The sequence below is a fragment of the Oscillatoria sp. FACHB-1406 genome, assembly GCF_014698145.1.
GTDB lineage: Bacteria > Cyanobacteriota > Cyanobacteriia > Cyanobacteriales > Spirulinaceae > FACHB-1406.
Window position 1 is genome coordinate 1 of sequence record NZ_JACJSM010000029.1, and the last position, 14,397, is coordinate 14,397.

A 14,397-nucleotide genomic window follows, 5' to 3' on the forward strand; every position below is an offset into this window, starting at 1 on the left:
GGATTCTAAAAAGGGCGAAAAACCTCGGTATCAGAGCGTGAGAAACCGAGGCCGAGCTATGTCGCACAGAGGGCTACTATTTGTCGTGCGGAATGTGGGTTTAACGTAGTGGGGAATCGAGTGAAAACTCGCTAACATGAGAAGCAGTAGAAACAAAAGTTTTAAATTTGAGAGCTAAGTTCGTGTTATGCAAAACTTACCCAATCGCCTCAATCGCTTTTTAGATAACGCCTCAGAAATGGATAATGCGTTGGAAAGTTATATTCAGTCTCTTTCTGCCGAGGCGATCGCGCAACTCTCTAAACCCAATCCAGAAGCGTTGCACGTCATGGAACGCAATATTATTAGTATGCTGGGCGGCTTACCCTCAGAACACTTTGAGGTGACGATCTCCACCAGTCGGGAAAACTTAGGTCGATTGCTCGCCTCAGCAATGATGAGCGGCTACTTTCTCAATAACGCTCAACAGCGGATGGAACTCGAAAAGTCCTTTCAGTAAGCCGAGATTCTCTTACGGCTAACGCACAATTTTAATTAGACGCGCGTAGGAACCTTATCTGCAATTGTTCCTACGCATTGTGCTATCTACCCCTAACTGGTTCAAGCCATTGCAACTTAGAATTGGGATGAGGCTGGTCAGAAAAATCGGTGAAGATTTATGGATATCTACGGCGGTCAAGATCCAAGAAATATACCTATCTACTCGGTTGGAGAGGCTGCCCGCTATCTCAAGATTCCGGACTCAACGATTCGAGCGTGGACAGCAGGTAGGCAATATCCGGTCGCCTATGGCCATAAAACATTTCGTCCCTTAATCGAAACTCAGGGCAAAAAGCCCCTGCGCTTAACTTTTATTAATTTAATTGAAATTCATGTTTTGCGAGCGATTAGGCAAGACCACCAAATTAATTTAGCTAAAGTGAGGAGCGCTTTAGACTATATAGGCAACGAGTTAAAACTTCTTCATCCCCTCGCCGAATGGAAATTTTCGACGGATGGCGTTGACCTCTTTATCGATTATTATGGCTCGCAGATTAATGCTTCGATTGGAGGACAATTAAGCTTAAAAAACCAACTTAATAACCACCTCGAACGGATTGAACCCGACGATCGCGGTTTAGCGATAAAACTTTATCCTTTCACTCGAAATCAAGAAGAAAACAATCCTCGCCTCGTGGTTATCGATCCTCGCGTTGCTTTTGGTCGAATGACAATTGCAGGAACGGGTATTCCAACCGATATTATTACCGAACGGTTTCATGCTGGCGATTCCCCAGAGCAACTCGTATACGACTATGGATGCGAGCTAGAGCAAATTCAGGAGGCAATCCGTTGTGAAACTCGTCCGATCGCTGTATGACCTAGGAGAACAGAGAGACGGTCTTTTTTATCGATCGCTGTTTGGGAAAGCATCTTACTTTCGTTGCAAGGCTTAAAACTCGTGTTGAGATCGCTCCAAGTTCTTAAAAGCATCGGAGCGAAAGTTTCCCTTCGCTCCGACACAATAAAGTTAACGTGCAGCTTAACCTAAACCCATCGCTTGAAGCGTTCGCGGGCCGGCAATTCCATCAATCCGTAAGCCGTTTTTAGATTGGAAGGATTTGACAGCTTGAGTCGTTACAAAACCATAAGTCCCATCTACGCCTGTCGGTCCGATATTGTAGCCCAATTGAAATAATTTTTTCTGTACCGAACTGACTTTCGAGCCGCGCGAGCCGGGAGTGAGGACAACTGTTCCGCTGCCTCCCGAACTGCTGCCCCCAGCCGTCGTATAAGGGCCATACACCCAACGCCCGCTGGAAAGTTTGACCCAGGAGCCTTGGCGCGCAACGACGGGAAGTAGTTCGGCACCGTCGCGCACGCATTTAACTGAGGTATACTCGGAGCCGGGACCTGTTCGAGCGTGGAGACAGCCGCCGTTGGGGGTATTGACGCGAGCGGCGCTGGCAGGGGATGCTGTAGTGAGGGCTGCTGCGGCTAACGCGATCGCGGCGGTTCCTAATCCGGCTGATGAGGGAAGTGCTTTTAAGTCGAGATCGAATTCGGGGAGATCGTATTCGATGCCCATATCTTGTTCGTAAGATTCGCAAGCCTGGGTATATGCAAGAGCTTCCATGTTTTTTCTAGGTTGTAGTGTGAGTTTTCAGTGAATTTAGACGAAACTAGACTTTTTTGCGGAATTATGCTCTACGATAACACTGCAATTGTCAGTTGTCAGTACGCCCTCATTAATCAATTATTCTTAAAATTGGCGAATGTTTGCAGTTCTTCGTTCGCTTTCCGTGAGAGTACCGCTATTTTTGGCTTAAAGTCTGAGGAAAGCTACAAGCGCGATCGCGAAAGTTCCTGAAAAAAACAAAATCGCGATCTCGGCAAAGCGCGATCGCGATTTATCGATTACGAATTATGTTGACCTTTTGACTGCCTCAACGTTGTCCATTATCCATTGTCGAATGGCACTGACTTAAGGCGGGTGGGCAGCGCCCACCCTACGAAATATCAATGCTTTTGCCATTGATCCATCGTCAATTATTCAGCACTCGAACTTCAATGACGCTACCGCGAAAATTGTAAATAGGACTGTCCAACTCGAGAACCGTACCAATTTTCACCTTCTGTCCGCCAAGCACCACCTCGCCGTCAACCACTTGCGCATCATCGGCTAGAGTGAGGATAAAATCAGCGCTGTAAGATTCTTCTAACGGTCGGGGATCCGGCAATGCTTTCACCGAACCATCCGGTTGAGGAACAACCACTAATCGCTTCAGAGGTTCGATCTTTTTAATTCCTACTTCGCCGTGCGGTTCGTTGCGAATGATAACTCCAGTCTTTTTCACCGTACTGAGTTGGCGCATAAACACTTCGGGATCGCGCACGCTCAACCCGCGAATGACGAGATCCATCTCTACGGGTTTGGTTGCCGAATTAATTTGCGCTACCGATCCCGAAGCGCCGGGATAGACAAAAATGCCAAAAATGACGGCGAGCATGATGAGCGCTGCACCTAAATCGAGTAGAGAAAGTTTGCCAAATAGCCGTCCTTTAGAATCCAAAATGGTCATAGCGCTTTAAAATTCAGTCTTGAGAGGAATGGACGCTCCTTACTGCATACAGCAGGAAAGACCCGCACGGTAAAGCCCCAAAAAGGCGATAATTGTGCTTGAGTTAGCGGTGCGTATTAAGGTTTTAAGGTAGCACGATTTTTGATTGTTACCGCGATTTGGATACGGGAAAGTTCCAGAATGAAATTAAAGCGCGCAACTTGGATATTATTAGCCACGGCTCTTGTTCTCGGCGGTTTCGTTTACTTCAATGAGGTTGAAGGGGTCAAGCAGCGAGCGGTACAGAAAGAAGAAACGCAGCGGGTTTTTGTCCTCAATGAGGATAACATCGAGCGCTTCACCATCGAGCGCGATCGCCAAATTCTCCAGTTCGAGCGTACTAGCAACCCCGATCGCCCTTGGCAAATGAAGCGTCCCGAAGATGTACCTGCTAGCGAGCCCGCCGTCTCTTTCTTACTCAACCTCCTCGCCCGAGGCAAACGCGCGCCCCTGCGAGGTTCCGAGCAAGAGCGCGCCTTTACCATTGCTCAAAAAGATCTGGCTCAATACGGACTCGATAAACCGCTTGCTACAGTCACTATTTTCTTAAAGGAACAAGTACAACCCCATAAGCTAATTCTCGGTAAACCGAGCTTCGACGAGAAGTATCTTTACGCCCTCATCGATCCGCCCGCTGGTGCAGTCCCAGAGTTAGCCGTAGCGCTAGTTCCAGTCGATTTTAAATACGCTGTCGAGCGCGACTTACAAGAGTGGAAAGACACATCAAAATAAGGTTAATATCGTTGCTGATAGTGATTTACTCTCTACGACCTACTTTATGGACTGGCAACCTGAATCGACTCGGATTTTTGCGGTGGGAATTCTGGAATGGGAAGACTCTGACTTTTTAGAGCCTTTCCCCGATGCCGTTCCCAATCGATATGACGAGCAAATTGTTAATTTCTTTCTCGAAGCGGGCGTACCGGAAGAGCAAGTTGTTTTTTTGAAAGATAGTGAAGCGACCTTAGAAAACATCGAAAATTCTTTCAATGAACTGTTAGAAAATAGCAGTGAAGATGACTTATTGATTTTCTATTTCTCCGGTCATGGCGGTTGGGATGGAGAAGAAGAAGAACATTATTTTTATAACTACGACGCGCAAGCGGATGATGTCGATACTCATTGGACAGTTTCCTCGATTTTTGACAAAATTGAAGAAACCTTTAATGGCAGCTATGCTTTATTAATGGCAGACTGCTGCCATTCGGGGGGATTGATTATTGAAGCGAAAGATAGAACCGATTCAGAGATTTCTTATGCTTGCGTGAGTTCGGCTTATACTCACAACTCTTCGACAGGAGATTGGACTTTTAGCGAAAGTTTATTTAAAGGTTTAACGGGAAATCCGGAAGTCGATTTGGATAACGATGGGGAGATTTCTCTGTATGATTTTTCTCGCTACGCCGAGCTAGAAATGGCTTTTATTGAGGAACAGAAATCGATGTTTGTGACGACGGGCGATTTCGATTCCCAGATGGTTTTAGCGCGGGTGGAAGAAGAAGCAGAGTTTGAGAGTCTGCGACGGATGGAAGTGGAATGGGAAGGCGATTGGTATAAAGCGAAAGTTTACAGAGATGGGGAAGGGAGCTTATGGGTTTATTATATTGATGATGGGTCAGAAGAAGAAGAAGTCGATCGCGATCGCATCCGAGCTTACGAACCGGAAATGTTCGAGGTTGGCGATGAAATCGAAGCACTTTCAGAAGATGAATGGAAACCGGCTACAGTAAAGAAAGCATGGTACGGTTTACATTGGGTTACTTACGACGATCTTTCCGACGATTATGATGAATGGCTCGGTTCGGAATACGTGCGCGAGCGCGAGTAATTGTAAGTAGGAGGGTGTAAAAAAGTGCGATCGGATTCGTAGGGGCGGGTTGAGCTAAAACCCTTACTATGAGGTGAATTCAGGAGTCAAAACCCGCCCTCTTTAAGTTAAGGTTATTTTCTTCAACCTACTTAGTTATTTGTTATGCGTCAAGTAATACCAATTCTCCAAGTTCGGACGACACATCTTGAGGCTGAAACCCCGAATATATCTAGGTTTTTTAATTTTTAATTTTTAATTGGTATAACGTTCAATTCGCTATTTCCCCATCGCTCTTACGGTAATGTCCGATAACAACGTCCTAGAAACCCGAGAAACCCAACCGATAGTTCCTTCCCCAACCGAAGAACTTATCCCCCCCAATTCCGGACAACCGCAGCAGTGGTTTGGAATTGCCGTGTTGCTCGGTCCGCCGGGATTGTGGCTGCTTCTATTATTAGTATTGCCAACGTTGGTGATTCTAGAATTAAGTTTAGTTCCCGGAATTCGTCCGGGAGATGTTGTTAATCCCAGCGGTTTAGAGAACTATTTTCAAGTCTTCGATCCGATTAATTTGCGGGTGTTGACGCGATCGCTCTTTTTCGCAACCGGCGCAACAATTCTATGCCTTTTGCTCGGTTTTCCCGTCGCTTATTGGATTGCAATCGTGGTCGGTAAGCGCTGGCGCAATCTCCTATTGCTGGGGTTTATTCTTCCCCTTTGGACTTCTTCGCTACTGCGCTCTTATGCTTGGATTACCATCCTACGACCGACGGGCGTTCTCAATACAGCCTTAACGTTTATCGGTTTGCCCGCACTGGATTTATTGAACCGATCGCCTGCCGTTTTTATCGGTATGGCTTACAGTTATTTGCCTTACATGGTACTGATTCTCTATGCGTCTTTAGAAAAACTCGATCGCCAACTGTTGGAAGCATCGGCGGATTTAGGGGCGAATCCTTGGGAAACCTTCTGGAAAGTTACAATTCCCCAAACTTTTCCTGGAATTGCAGCCGGTTCGCTTTTAGTTTTTATCACGGGCTTAGGCGATTTTGTCGATCCGGAACTCCTCGGCGGCGCGTCTAGTATGACGGTTTCTCGTTTGATTTACAATCAGTTTTTGGGTGCGTCGCGGAATTGGGGATTTGGTTCGGCGGCGAGTGCGATTTTGATTTTTGCTGTTAGTATTGCGATCGCGCTCCTGCTTAAATACGGCGATAAAAATGCCACCACTTCAGCGTAAACTCAGATAGAACTTCACGACGCGATCGCAACAATGGTACTGACTCCTTCTACAATGTTATCCCTGGCTACGCCTGCACCGGATTTTCAGCTACCGGATGCCGTATCGGGCGAAATGATTTCTCGCGATCGCTTCCTCGGCAAAAAAGCCTTATTAATCGCATTTATCTGTCGCCATTGCCCCTTTGTAAAACACATTCAAGAACAATTGTCAAGCTTAGGAAAAGATTATGCAGACAGCGGCTTAGGAATTGTCGCCATTAGCGCCAACGATGCAGCCACCCATCCCGAAGATGCACCAGAAAAGTTAAAAGAAATGGCAGAAACATTAGGCTTTAACTTTCCGTTTTGCTACGACGAAACGCAAGCCGTTGCAAAAGCTTATACTGCCGCTTGTACGCCGGACTTTTTCTTATTCGACAGCCAACATCAACTGGTGTATCGCGGGCAGTTAGATGACAGTCGTCCGGGAAATCAAATTCCCGTTACGGGTAAAGATTTGCGAGATGCAATTGACCGCGCCCTCAACAATCTTCCCCCCATTACCGAGCAAAAACCGAGCATCGGCTGCAATATTAAATGGAAACCGGGCAACGAGCCGGATTATTTCAAATCTTAGATTTGTAGGGCGGGCAAGGTCGCGATCGAGATTGTTGAGAGATTAATTGAATGACCTTGCCCACCCTACTACTTGATGTTTTGAAGCGCGTTAGAGATGCAGGATGACCAAGGCAGTGAGAGTGTTTTTGAGAAACCGATCGAATTGCCTTGCTCACCTTGCTACTATCTAGAGAACTGCTATAGCATCAGGAAGATCGGGATTAAAAGTATAAGAATCTTCGATGTCCTCCAGGAAACTGTGCAGCCCATGTTCTGCTTGACAAGCCAAACATGATTAGAGGATGACCATTATTGAGATGAGAATCAAAATTTCCCCAATCCCTAAACTCGTTGTAGGATTTGCCAAAATTATCCTCCCTTAATAGCGCAGCAAAGCGCACAAACCCTGCGTGCTGTAAACGCGAAACCACGATTCTAGCGTCTCGATATCTTGTCCGATAGTTTTGGCTAAATCGTGAAAATTGTTGATTCTACCTAGCTTTAATAGGTACAAAGCGGCAACTTTATCGCGCTCTTCTAAGCATTTTTGGCGTTCGAGCAGAAGTTGCAATTCTTGGGCTGTTTCTCGAATTTCTGGCGAGAGGGTTTGAAGCTGTCTCATAGGAAGATTGAAGCACCGATGATGATTTGTGGAAGTGGTTTTGCGGTCGATCGCGTTCTAAGCCGATTTTTCCGGATACTACGATCCTTGGATAGCGCTCGCCCCTATGTTCTGCTCCACAAAAACTGGTTATTTTTACGCAGATTTCTTCGACTTGTTACAAAACTTTAGGGGCTACTGAGAATGCGCTCTCTAGCGCCAGTCCTCAAAAAAGGGTTTCTTTGCAAAGAGCGACAAAACTTCATAAAACGCAAATTCCAGCTTAAATCGAGCTAAATAATCGGCCCTTTTCCGAAAAATTCCCTCATCTTAGTGAAGGTATCCTTCAGCCGAGTTTTTCGATCGCGTCAATGCTCTATACTCTCTGTGCGCTTATTGGCGGTGCCTTTGTCCTCCTCGCTGCCGTTGGCGGTATCGACGGGCCGGATTTTGACTTTGACTTTGACACCGATTTAGACTTTCCGCCCCACTCCCCCACAGAGGAATCTCTTTTCGATCGCCCGCGCCCCCGAAAACCCTTTTGGCTGCCTTTCTTCAGTCTGAAGTTTTGGACGTTTGGAGTCTGTTTCTTTGGGCTAACAGGGATAGTTCTATCGCGCATTCCCTCAAATTTATCGCCCGTTGCGATCGCGGCAATTTCTGCCATTATGGGCATCTTTTTAGGCACGTTCGTTGCCTTAGTATTGCAACATTTACGCCGTCACCAAGCTAACAGTTTAATTCGCCCGAACGACTTAATCGGACTTCCAGGCGTTGTCGAAATTCCTGTCGCTCGCGATCGCAAGGGGAAAATCCGAGTTAGCGTTAAAGGCTCGAATCTTGATTTAATCGCCTTAACGGAAAGCGATCGCAACTTCGAGCGCGGCGAAAAGGTCTACATTGTCGGCAGCGAAAACCATAAAGTTTGGGTCGTAGAACCAGAAATATTAGAGAGTAATCCCTAAAAAAAATTATGAATTATTCCAAAGTCACTATCCCGACAACCTCAGAAAATACCGCTTTAGTCGCCAGCGTTCCGGTTAGCCCCAACTCTCCAGCAAAAGCCCAGCCGCAAGTGCTGAAAGCGCAACTCTTCTCGCTCGGTTCCTTGGGCTTAGCCCTCATTGGAGTTATCGTTCTCGTTTGGTTTATTAAAAGTTTTCTCTGTATTTGTAAGCCCAACGAAGTCTTAATTTTATCGGGACGCAAGCGGAAAACAGACGAAGGAAAAGAAGTCGGTTATCGCGTTATTTTTGGCGGACGAGCGATTCGCATTCCCATTGTTGAAACCATTAAACGGATGGATTTAACGATTATGCCGGTTCCAGTTGAAGTGCGTAATGCTTATTCTAAAGGGGGAACACCGCTGAATATTCAAGCGATTGCTAATGTTAAAATATCGAGCAATCCTCATGTTGTGGGTAACGCGATCGAACGCTTTCTCGATCGCGGGCGTTCCGAACTAACTCGCGTCGCCCAAGAAACCCTAGAAGGCAACCTGCGCGGCGTTGTCGCCACCCTCACTCCCGAAGAACTCAACGAAGATCGCTTGCGCTTCGCCGAACAAATTGCCAAAGATGTCGAACGCGATCTCGCCAAACTGGGACTGCAACTCGACACGCTCAAAATTCAGAGCGTTTCCGATGATGTCGATTATCTCAGTTCCATCGGTCGCAAACAAATCGCCGCGATTGTACGCGATGCTGAAATTGCTGAGGCGGAAGCCCTTGGGGAAGCCGAACGCATCGAAGCCGACTGCCAGCGTCAGTCTGAAGTTGCGAAGACTCAAGCACAGACAGCGATTCAACAAAAACAAAACCTGCTGCGTAAAATTAAAGCCGAACTGGAACAGCAGGCGCGTTCCGAAGAAGAACGAACTACCGCCGCCGCCAAAGAAGCGCGCGCCCGCGCCGAACAATTGTTGCAAACCGTGCGCGCCGAACTCGAACGCTTGCGTTTAGAAGCCGATACGGTTTTGCCTGCCGATGCGCGACGACAAGCGCAGGAGTTGCAAGCTAGAGGGACAGCTTCTACGCTGGCGGAAAATGCCCGCGCCGCTGCGATCGCGAATACCATGCTTTCGGAAGTTTGGCAAGAGATTGGAGCCGACGCATCCGAATTATTCTTGATTCAACAAATAGAAAATGTTCTGCGTCAAGCTGCTCGCGTTCCCGAACGTCTTAAACTCGAAAATGTGAATGTTATTGACACGGGCGACGGCAAATCGATCGCGAGTTTAATGAAAGCTTACCCCGAAATCGTGCGTCAGTTTCTTGCTCAAGTTGACCAAACTTTGGGCATTAAAGTTGCTGGAACTTTGGGTGCAACCCATTCAAACTCTAGCACGACAACGATCCCCTCAAAACTCATTTCTACGAGCCACAGCACGAGAGTCGAAGGAGATGGGACGATGGAGTGACAGGGGGGACGAGCAGACCGCGTGAATTTTGAATGCGTGAATGTCTATAGGGGGGTATGAAATGAAGCATTTACTATTCAGTATTCACTATTTATTACTCACTCTTTATTAAATCATGGAAATTCTTGTAGCACTTCTCAGTCTTATCGGTCTTGGTTCGGGCGCAACATTATTTGTGATTCGCAACCTTTATTATATTTGTCAGCCCAGCGAAGTTTTGATTTTTGCAGGTTCGCCAACGCGGACTTCCGACGATCGCAAAGTTGGCTATCGGTTAGTCAAAGGCGGCAGCAGCATTCGCGTACCGCTCCTAGAACAAGCCTTCCGCATGGATTTGACCAATATCATCATCGAATTAAAAGTAGCGAATGCTTATTCAAAAGGCGGTATTCCGCTAACGGTGGAAGGCGTAGCGAATATTAAGATCGCTGGCGAAGAGCCGACGATTCACAACGCGATCGAACGTTTGCTCGGAAAAACTCGCCAAGAAATCGAGCAATTTGCAAAGGAAACCTTAGAAGGAAATTTACGCGGTGTTTTAGCGAGCTTAACCCCAGAACAAGTCAATGAAGATAAAATTGCTTTTGCTCATAGTTTGCTCGAAGAAGCAGAAGACGATCTAGAAAAATTGGGATTAATTCTTGACAACTTACAGATCAAAAATATTTCCGATGAGGTGGGATATTTAGATTCTTTGGGGCGCAAGCAACAAGCGGATTTGATTCGAGATGCGCGCATTGCTGAAGCACAAGCAAAGGCGGAATCGGCGATTCAAACCGCAGAAAATCAAAAAATCACGGCATTGCGGCGCATCGAACGCGATATCGAAATTTCTAAGGCTGAAGCGGAACGGCGGATTCAAGATGCGCTGACAAAGCGGGTGGCAATGGTAACGGAAGCAGAAGCAGAAATTGCCGCCGAAGTGGTGCGAACGCAGGCAGATGTCGCCGTGCAAAACGAACGAATCAAGCAAGTCCAGCAGCAATTGCAAGCGGATGTGGTTGCGCCTGCGGAGGCGGAATGCAAGCGCGCGATCGCGCAGGCAAAGGGAGAAGCTTCGCGTATCATTGAAGATGGCAAGGCTCAAGCCGAAGGGATTAAGAGCTTAGCGGAATCTTGGCAAGCAGCGGGAACAAATGCACGCGACATTTTCTTGTTCCAAAAACTGGATGTTTTGATGAAGATTCTGGCTGAATCCGTGCCGGAAGTGGAAGTCCAAAATGTTACCGTAATCGATACAACCACCGGAAATACCGCCGTTAATTTGGCTTCTTTCCTGGAACAATTGCGCCAGACGACGGGGATGGACGTACCGAAATTAGTGCGCCATCTTTCGGGCGATAAGCCAGATCGGTAATAATGATTTTTATCCGGAAGGCTGGAGCGAGCGGCTGAAGGGAAATAGTAACGCATCTGCCAAGTAGGACTTATGACTTTCTCCATTGCTGACTCTGTTGCTAAAACAACTGTCCCGGCTAAATCGCCCCGCCTGTTAGCGGAATCGCATCGAGATCCGCGCGGGTTGTGGATTGCCGCGATCGCTATTTCCGCGATCGCGCACCTCGCGTTGGGATGGGCTGTCGTCCGCGTGTTGCTTGTCGAAGGCAAAGCCAATGCTAAATCCCAAGACATCATTCGCGTTGAAGCCGTCACCGTCCAGCCAACGCCCCAAGTTTCCCCTCAATCCCTCGCCCGCGTTGAAACTGCGCCCGCTCCCGTACCGCAATCTTCCCCCCAAACTCAAGAGCAACGCCGTACAACGCCGAACGCCCCCGCCAAAACCCAGCCTCAAACCGCAGCAATACCCGCCCCTGTTGAAAAGAAACCGACTTGGCGCTGGTTTCGCTCCGACGCGCGCACGGGAGCGAACAATGCACCAGAAAGCGCGATCGCGGACTCTACCGGAAACCCTTCCGAGCGGAGAACGGCAGAGCAAATTCGCGCTAACCGCCAATCTCGTAGCAGTGCAAGCAATTCTTCACCCCTCATTAACGACTCCGCCCCTTCCGCGCGCGGCGATTCCAGTCCTACTAACAGTACAGTTCGCAGATACGGCGGTTCTGCCTCCGGTTCTGACTCGATCTGGAATGACTCGCCTAATACCTCCTCTTCTCCCCGACGTTGGAATTCAGGACAAAGCAATTCCGGTTCCCCCGCTCCGAACAACGATTCTACTTCGGGTTCGAGTTCGCCTCCCGCCACGGAAACGCCGCAAAGCCAAGGCGCTAGCGCCTCCCTCGGGACACCCCGCCTTACCCGCCCGAATTCCGACGTTCCGGATAGCCTCGCCGCGCCTCTCCAAAGCAGCCAACAGCTATCTAAACTTCCTTTTGGCGTTCGTTTGGAAGGACGCTCGGTGCTGGAAGTGACGGCGGTTATCGAAGCAAACGGCAAAGCAACCGTCTACGGAACAAAGGTTGTATCCGGCAGTTTGAGCCAAGCACAAGCGCAACAACTCGGCAAACAGCTTGTGGAAAGCTGGAAGTTTCGACCGACTTATATGGGCGATCGCGCCGTAGCTCAGGAATACCTCATCCAACTCAGTCTTGCGCCGTTAGTGAATTAAAAATTTTATTGGACATTTTCGGTTGCGATGTGCTAAAATAATAAAACTGTGAAATACTGCGGGCATAGTTTAGTGGTAAAACCATAGCCTTCCAAGCTATTGATGCGAGTTCGATTCTCGCTGCCCGCTTCTTAAGTATTATTGGTATAGCACTACCCAGTTTGGAATGTACGTTTCTAAAAGCTGAAAGTCTTGGCTGGTGGGCGCTGCCCACCCTACTTTTTTCTGGGGTTTCAGATATTTTCGCTCTATCTAATAACCGATTAGCCTGTTAGGGTTGAGCGATGGTTCTTGCGACAACGACCATTCCCGCTACTTCGATCCCCTGTTGTCGCAACGTTTGGGCGGCGGAAAGGGCGGTTGCGCCTGTGGTGTAAATATCGTCTACAAGCAGCACGGGTGCGTTCGGTTTCCGCTTTTGGAAGGGTTTTCCGACAATGAAGGCTTCCGAGACATTGGCGGCGCGATCGCTCGCTTTTAGGCCGAACATTGCTTCGGTATCTTTGCAGCGTTCCAACCCCAAAGGCTGCAACGGCAAGCGGGTATACTGACAAAAGTTGCGCCCGATTAATTCGGCTTGATTGAATCCGCGTTGTTTGAGTTTGCGCGGGTGTAGGGGAATGGGAACGACGATCGCACCTTTGAGGGGAGTGGCAAAGGGCGACTCCAGCCATGCTTTACCGAGGGAAAATCCGAGCAGTTGCGCCAGTTCGGGATGATTTTCGTATTTGAGGGTTGCGATCGCGCGTTTCAAAACTCCGCCGTAATTCCCCCATGCAAACCAGGGTAACTCGCCTTGCCAATCTCGTTCTGGGTGCGATCTCTGCATTTTCTGTAACTGCTTGGCGCACCAAGGACACAGCGATGACTCCGCCGCGCGATCGCACAGCGGACAGTTCGGCTTAACCAGCAAAGATAGCAACCCCTTCAGCATTCTTTTAATTTTTCCTAAGATTGCTTGACAAAAATGTAAAACACTGCGTAAATACGAGCCGGTATTGAGGATTGACGCTCTAAGCTACAATAACTAAAAAATTAGTTTGTTATCTAACATAAATCTCAATTATGTCATCCACCGAAAACAATAATACAGAAAACCTTAAAAACCTCGAGGCAATGAGACACTTTGCCGAGCAATATGCAAAACGAACCGATACTTACTTTTGCATCGATCCGTCTGTCACCGCCGTTGTTATCGAAGGTTTAGCCAAACACAAAGAAGAACTCGGTTCGCCCTTATGCCCCTGCCGTCACTACGAAGATAAAGAAGCAGAAGTTAAAAATACTTATTGGAACTGTCCTTGCGTTCCCATGCGCGAGCGCAAAGACTGTCACTGTATGTTGTTCATCACCCCCGATAACGAATTTGCCGGCGAACAACAAGAAATTGAGATTGAAGAAATCCTCAAAGTTCGCGAAAGCATGAAAGGTTAATTTTGTCTGTATCGGGGCGTTCTCTTCCGCAAGACTTTTAGGAGTGCGAGCGTCCTGGTAATTCAAAACTAAAAATGTCACTTAAAACTCAATCTCGATCGATAAGCTAAAGTTCCATTCAATGAAGTAATAAAGATTTTTATCGATGTTCTCTTTACGCTCTGAACGCCGAATTCGTGGATAATTTAACTGAATTTCAGCAAGGCATCAAACAATTTAACCGCCAAGATTTTTATGCCTGTCACGATACTTTAGAAGCGTTGTGGATAGAAGCAGAACAGTCCGACAAACAGTTTTATCAAGGCATCTTGCAAATCGCAGTCGGTTGCTACCACCTCACCAATTTAAACTGGCGCGGTGCAGTCATTTTATTAGGCGAGGGAACGCGACGCATTCGGGACTATCAGCCAACTTATGAAAATATTGATGTTGCCAGCCTTTTAGATGAAAGTTTAACGCTGCTAGAAACGCTACAGCACATCGAACCCGATCGCGTTTCCACCATTTTAGCGAAACTCCAAGCCCCGGCGAGCGAGAATTTACGCGATCGCTGGCCGCAGATTCAATTCGTTCCAATTTCGCTTCCCTAAAAAGCGATCGGGAGTTTCTTCCCCCAAATCGATCGCG

Annotated in this window: 17 protein-coding genes and 1 tRNA gene; 14 read left to right on the forward strand and 4 right to left on the reverse strand. The window is 47.7% G+C overall.

Annotated elements, in window-relative coordinates; translation table 11 throughout:
- Positions 1-238: 238 nt before the first annotated feature.
- Complete coding sequence (locus tag H6G50_RS21155; RefSeq protein WP_347239978.1) at positions 239-499, forward strand: DUF760 domain-containing protein; 261 nt, start codon at positions 239-241, stop codon at positions 497-499.
- A gap of 159 nt (positions 500-658) precedes the next feature.
- Positions 659-1,360: a DUF433 domain-containing protein gene (locus H6G50_RS21160; protein WP_190721003.1), complete on the forward strand. Its 702-nt coding sequence runs from the start codon at positions 659-661 to the stop codon at positions 1,358-1,360.
- A gap of 162 nt (positions 1,361-1,522) precedes the next feature.
- On the opposite strand, the gene H6G50_RS21165 is transcribed toward H6G50_RS21160, so the two are convergent.
- Complete coding sequence (locus H6G50_RS21165) at positions 1,523-2,116, reverse strand: peptidoglycan-binding domain-containing protein (RefSeq protein WP_190721019.1); 594 nt, start codon at positions 2,114-2,116, stop codon at positions 1,523-1,525.
- 66 nt (positions 2,117-2,182) lie between these two features.
- Here H6G50_RS21165 and H6G50_RS21170 point away from each other — a divergent pair, with 66 nt between their 5' ends.
- Positions 2,183-2,350, forward strand: coding sequence for a hypothetical protein (locus tag H6G50_RS21170; protein ID WP_190721021.1), 168 nt, complete (start codon positions 2,183-2,185; stop codon positions 2,348-2,350).
- 175 nt (positions 2,351-2,525) lie between these two features.
- On the opposite strand, the gene H6G50_RS21175 is transcribed toward H6G50_RS21170, so the two are convergent.
- Positions 2,526-3,062, reverse strand: a complete 537-nt coding sequence (locus H6G50_RS21175) for a DUF4330 domain-containing protein (protein ID WP_190721023.1) — start codon at positions 3,060-3,062, stop codon at positions 2,526-2,528.
- A gap of 180 nt (positions 3,063-3,242) precedes the next feature.
- On the opposite strand from H6G50_RS21175, the gene H6G50_RS21180 reads away from it, so the two are divergent.
- The 4 genes from H6G50_RS21180 (at position 3,243) to H6G50_RS21195 (ending at position 6,769) form a co-directional block, all read left to right on the forward strand.
- Complete coding sequence (locus tag H6G50_RS21180; RefSeq protein WP_190721025.1) at positions 3,243-3,833, forward strand: DUF4340 domain-containing protein; 591 nt, start codon at positions 3,243-3,245, stop codon at positions 3,831-3,833.
- Between the two features lie 46 nt (positions 3,834-3,879).
- Positions 3,880-4,929 (forward strand): caspase family protein, encoded by a 1,050-nt coding sequence (locus H6G50_RS21185; protein WP_190721027.1) that lies wholly within the window; start codon positions 3,880-3,882, stop codon positions 4,927-4,929.
- A 283-nt stretch (positions 4,930-5,212) separates the two neighbouring features.
- Positions 5,213-6,151 (forward strand): ABC transporter permease, encoded by a 939-nt coding sequence (locus H6G50_RS21190; RefSeq protein ID WP_190721031.1) that lies wholly within the window; start codon positions 5,213-5,215, stop codon positions 6,149-6,151.
- A gap of 33 nt (positions 6,152-6,184) precedes the next feature.
- On the forward strand, positions 6,185-6,769 hold the full coding sequence (locus H6G50_RS21195) for a thioredoxin family protein (RefSeq protein WP_190721034.1): 585 nt from the start codon (positions 6,185-6,187) through the stop codon (positions 6,767-6,769).
- Positions 6,770-7,129: 360 nt separating this feature from the next.
- On the opposite strand, the gene H6G50_RS21200 is transcribed toward H6G50_RS21195, so the two are convergent.
- Positions 7,130-7,372 (reverse strand): hypothetical protein, encoded by a 243-nt coding sequence (locus H6G50_RS21200; protein WP_190721037.1) that lies wholly within the window; start codon positions 7,370-7,372, stop codon positions 7,130-7,132.
- Between the two features lie 350 nt (positions 7,373-7,722).
- Here H6G50_RS21200 and H6G50_RS21205 point away from each other — a divergent pair, with 350 nt between their 5' ends.
- The 5 genes from H6G50_RS21205 to H6G50_RS21225 all read left to right on the forward strand — a co-directional run bounded on the left by H6G50_RS21205 (position 7,723) and on the right by H6G50_RS21225 (position 12,465).
- Positions 7,723-8,316, forward strand: a complete 594-nt coding sequence (locus H6G50_RS21205; protein ID WP_190721040.1) for an NfeD family protein — start codon at positions 7,723-7,725, stop codon at positions 8,314-8,316.
- A gap of 8 nt (positions 8,317-8,324) precedes the next feature.
- Positions 8,325-9,770, forward strand: coding sequence for an SPFH domain-containing protein (locus H6G50_RS21210; protein WP_190721043.1), 1,446 nt, complete (start codon positions 8,325-8,327; stop codon positions 9,768-9,770).
- A gap of 115 nt (positions 9,771-9,885) precedes the next feature.
- Positions 9,886-11,127: an SPFH domain-containing protein gene (locus H6G50_RS21215; protein WP_190721046.1), complete on the forward strand. Its 1,242-nt coding sequence runs from the start codon at positions 9,886-9,888 to the stop codon at positions 11,125-11,127.
- A 72-nt stretch (positions 11,128-11,199) separates the two neighbouring features.
- Positions 11,200-12,336 (forward strand): hypothetical protein, encoded by a 1,137-nt coding sequence (locus tag H6G50_RS21220; RefSeq protein WP_190721049.1) that lies wholly within the window; start codon positions 11,200-11,202, stop codon positions 12,334-12,336.
- A 58-nt stretch (positions 12,337-12,394) separates the two neighbouring features.
- A tRNA-Gly gene (locus H6G50_RS21225) sits at positions 12,395-12,465 on the forward strand.
- Between the two features lie 142 nt (positions 12,466-12,607).
- Here H6G50_RS21225 and H6G50_RS21230 read toward each other — a convergent pair.
- Positions 12,608-13,270: a ComF family protein gene (locus H6G50_RS21230; RefSeq protein WP_190721052.1), complete on the reverse strand. Its 663-nt coding sequence runs from the start codon at positions 13,268-13,270 to the stop codon at positions 12,608-12,610.
- Positions 13,271-13,401: 131 nt separating this feature from the next.
- On the opposite strand from H6G50_RS21230, the gene H6G50_RS21235 reads away from it, so the two are divergent.
- On the forward strand, positions 13,402-13,770 hold the full coding sequence (locus H6G50_RS21235; protein WP_190721055.1) for a ferredoxin-thioredoxin reductase catalytic domain-containing protein: 369 nt from the start codon (positions 13,402-13,404) through the stop codon (positions 13,768-13,770).
- 176 nt (positions 13,771-13,946) lie between these two features.
- Positions 13,947-14,360 (forward strand): DUF309 domain-containing protein, encoded by a 414-nt coding sequence (locus H6G50_RS21240; RefSeq protein ID WP_190721057.1) that lies wholly within the window; start codon positions 13,947-13,949, stop codon positions 14,358-14,360.
- The last annotated feature ends 37 nt before the right edge of the window (positions 14,361-14,397 follow it).

What these genes read in the sequence shown, in the direction of transcription:
- H6G50_RS21195 (WP_190721034.1), top strand. Translation starts at nt 6,185, where the DNA reads ATGGTACTGACTCCTTCTACAATGTTATCCCTGGCTACGCCTGCACCG.
- H6G50_RS21215 (WP_190721046.1), top strand. Translation starts at nt 9,886, where the DNA reads ATGGAAATTCTTGTAGCACTTCTCAGTCTTATCGGTCTTGGTTCGGGC.
- H6G50_RS21180 (WP_190721025.1), top strand. Translation starts at nt 3,243, where the DNA reads ATGAAATTAAAGCGCGCAACTTGGATATTATTAGCCACGGCTCTTGTT.
- H6G50_RS21230 (WP_190721052.1), bottom strand. Translation starts at nt 13,270, where the DNA reads ATGCTGAAGGGGTTGCTATCTTTGCTGGTTAAGCCGAACTGTCCGCTG.
- H6G50_RS21205 (WP_190721040.1), top strand. Translation starts at nt 7,723, where the DNA reads ATGCTCTATACTCTCTGTGCGCTTATTGGCGGTGCCTTTGTCCTCCTC.
- H6G50_RS21200 (WP_190721037.1), bottom strand. Translation starts at nt 7,372, where the DNA reads ATGAGACAGCTTCAAACCCTCTCGCCAGAAATTCGAGAAACAGCCCAA.
- H6G50_RS21190 (WP_190721031.1), top strand. Translation starts at nt 5,213, where the DNA reads ATGTCCGATAACAACGTCCTAGAAACCCGAGAAACCCAACCGATAGTT.
- H6G50_RS21235 (WP_190721055.1), top strand. Translation starts at nt 13,402, where the DNA reads ATGTCATCCACCGAAAACAATAATACAGAAAACCTTAAAAACCTCGAG.
- H6G50_RS21220 (WP_190721049.1), top strand. Translation starts at nt 11,200, where the DNA reads ATGACTTTCTCCATTGCTGACTCTGTTGCTAAAACAACTGTCCCGGCT.
- H6G50_RS21155 (WP_347239978.1), top strand. Translation starts at nt 239, where the DNA reads ATGGATAATGCGTTGGAAAGTTATATTCAGTCTCTTTCTGCCGAGGCG.
- H6G50_RS21165 (WP_190721019.1), bottom strand. Translation starts at nt 2,116, where the DNA reads ATGGAAGCTCTTGCATATACCCAGGCTTGCGAATCTTACGAACAAGAT.
- H6G50_RS21160 (WP_190721003.1), top strand. Translation starts at nt 659, where the DNA reads ATGGATATCTACGGCGGTCAAGATCCAAGAAATATACCTATCTACTCG.
- H6G50_RS21185 (WP_190721027.1), top strand. Translation starts at nt 3,880, where the DNA reads ATGGACTGGCAACCTGAATCGACTCGGATTTTTGCGGTGGGAATTCTG.
- H6G50_RS21175 (WP_190721023.1), bottom strand. Translation starts at nt 3,062, where the DNA reads ATGACCATTTTGGATTCTAAAGGACGGCTATTTGGCAAACTTTCTCTA.
- H6G50_RS21210 (WP_190721043.1), top strand. Translation starts at nt 8,325, where the DNA reads ATGAATTATTCCAAAGTCACTATCCCGACAACCTCAGAAAATACCGCT.
- H6G50_RS21170 (WP_190721021.1), top strand. Translation starts at nt 2,183, where the DNA reads ATGCTCTACGATAACACTGCAATTGTCAGTTGTCAGTACGCCCTCATT.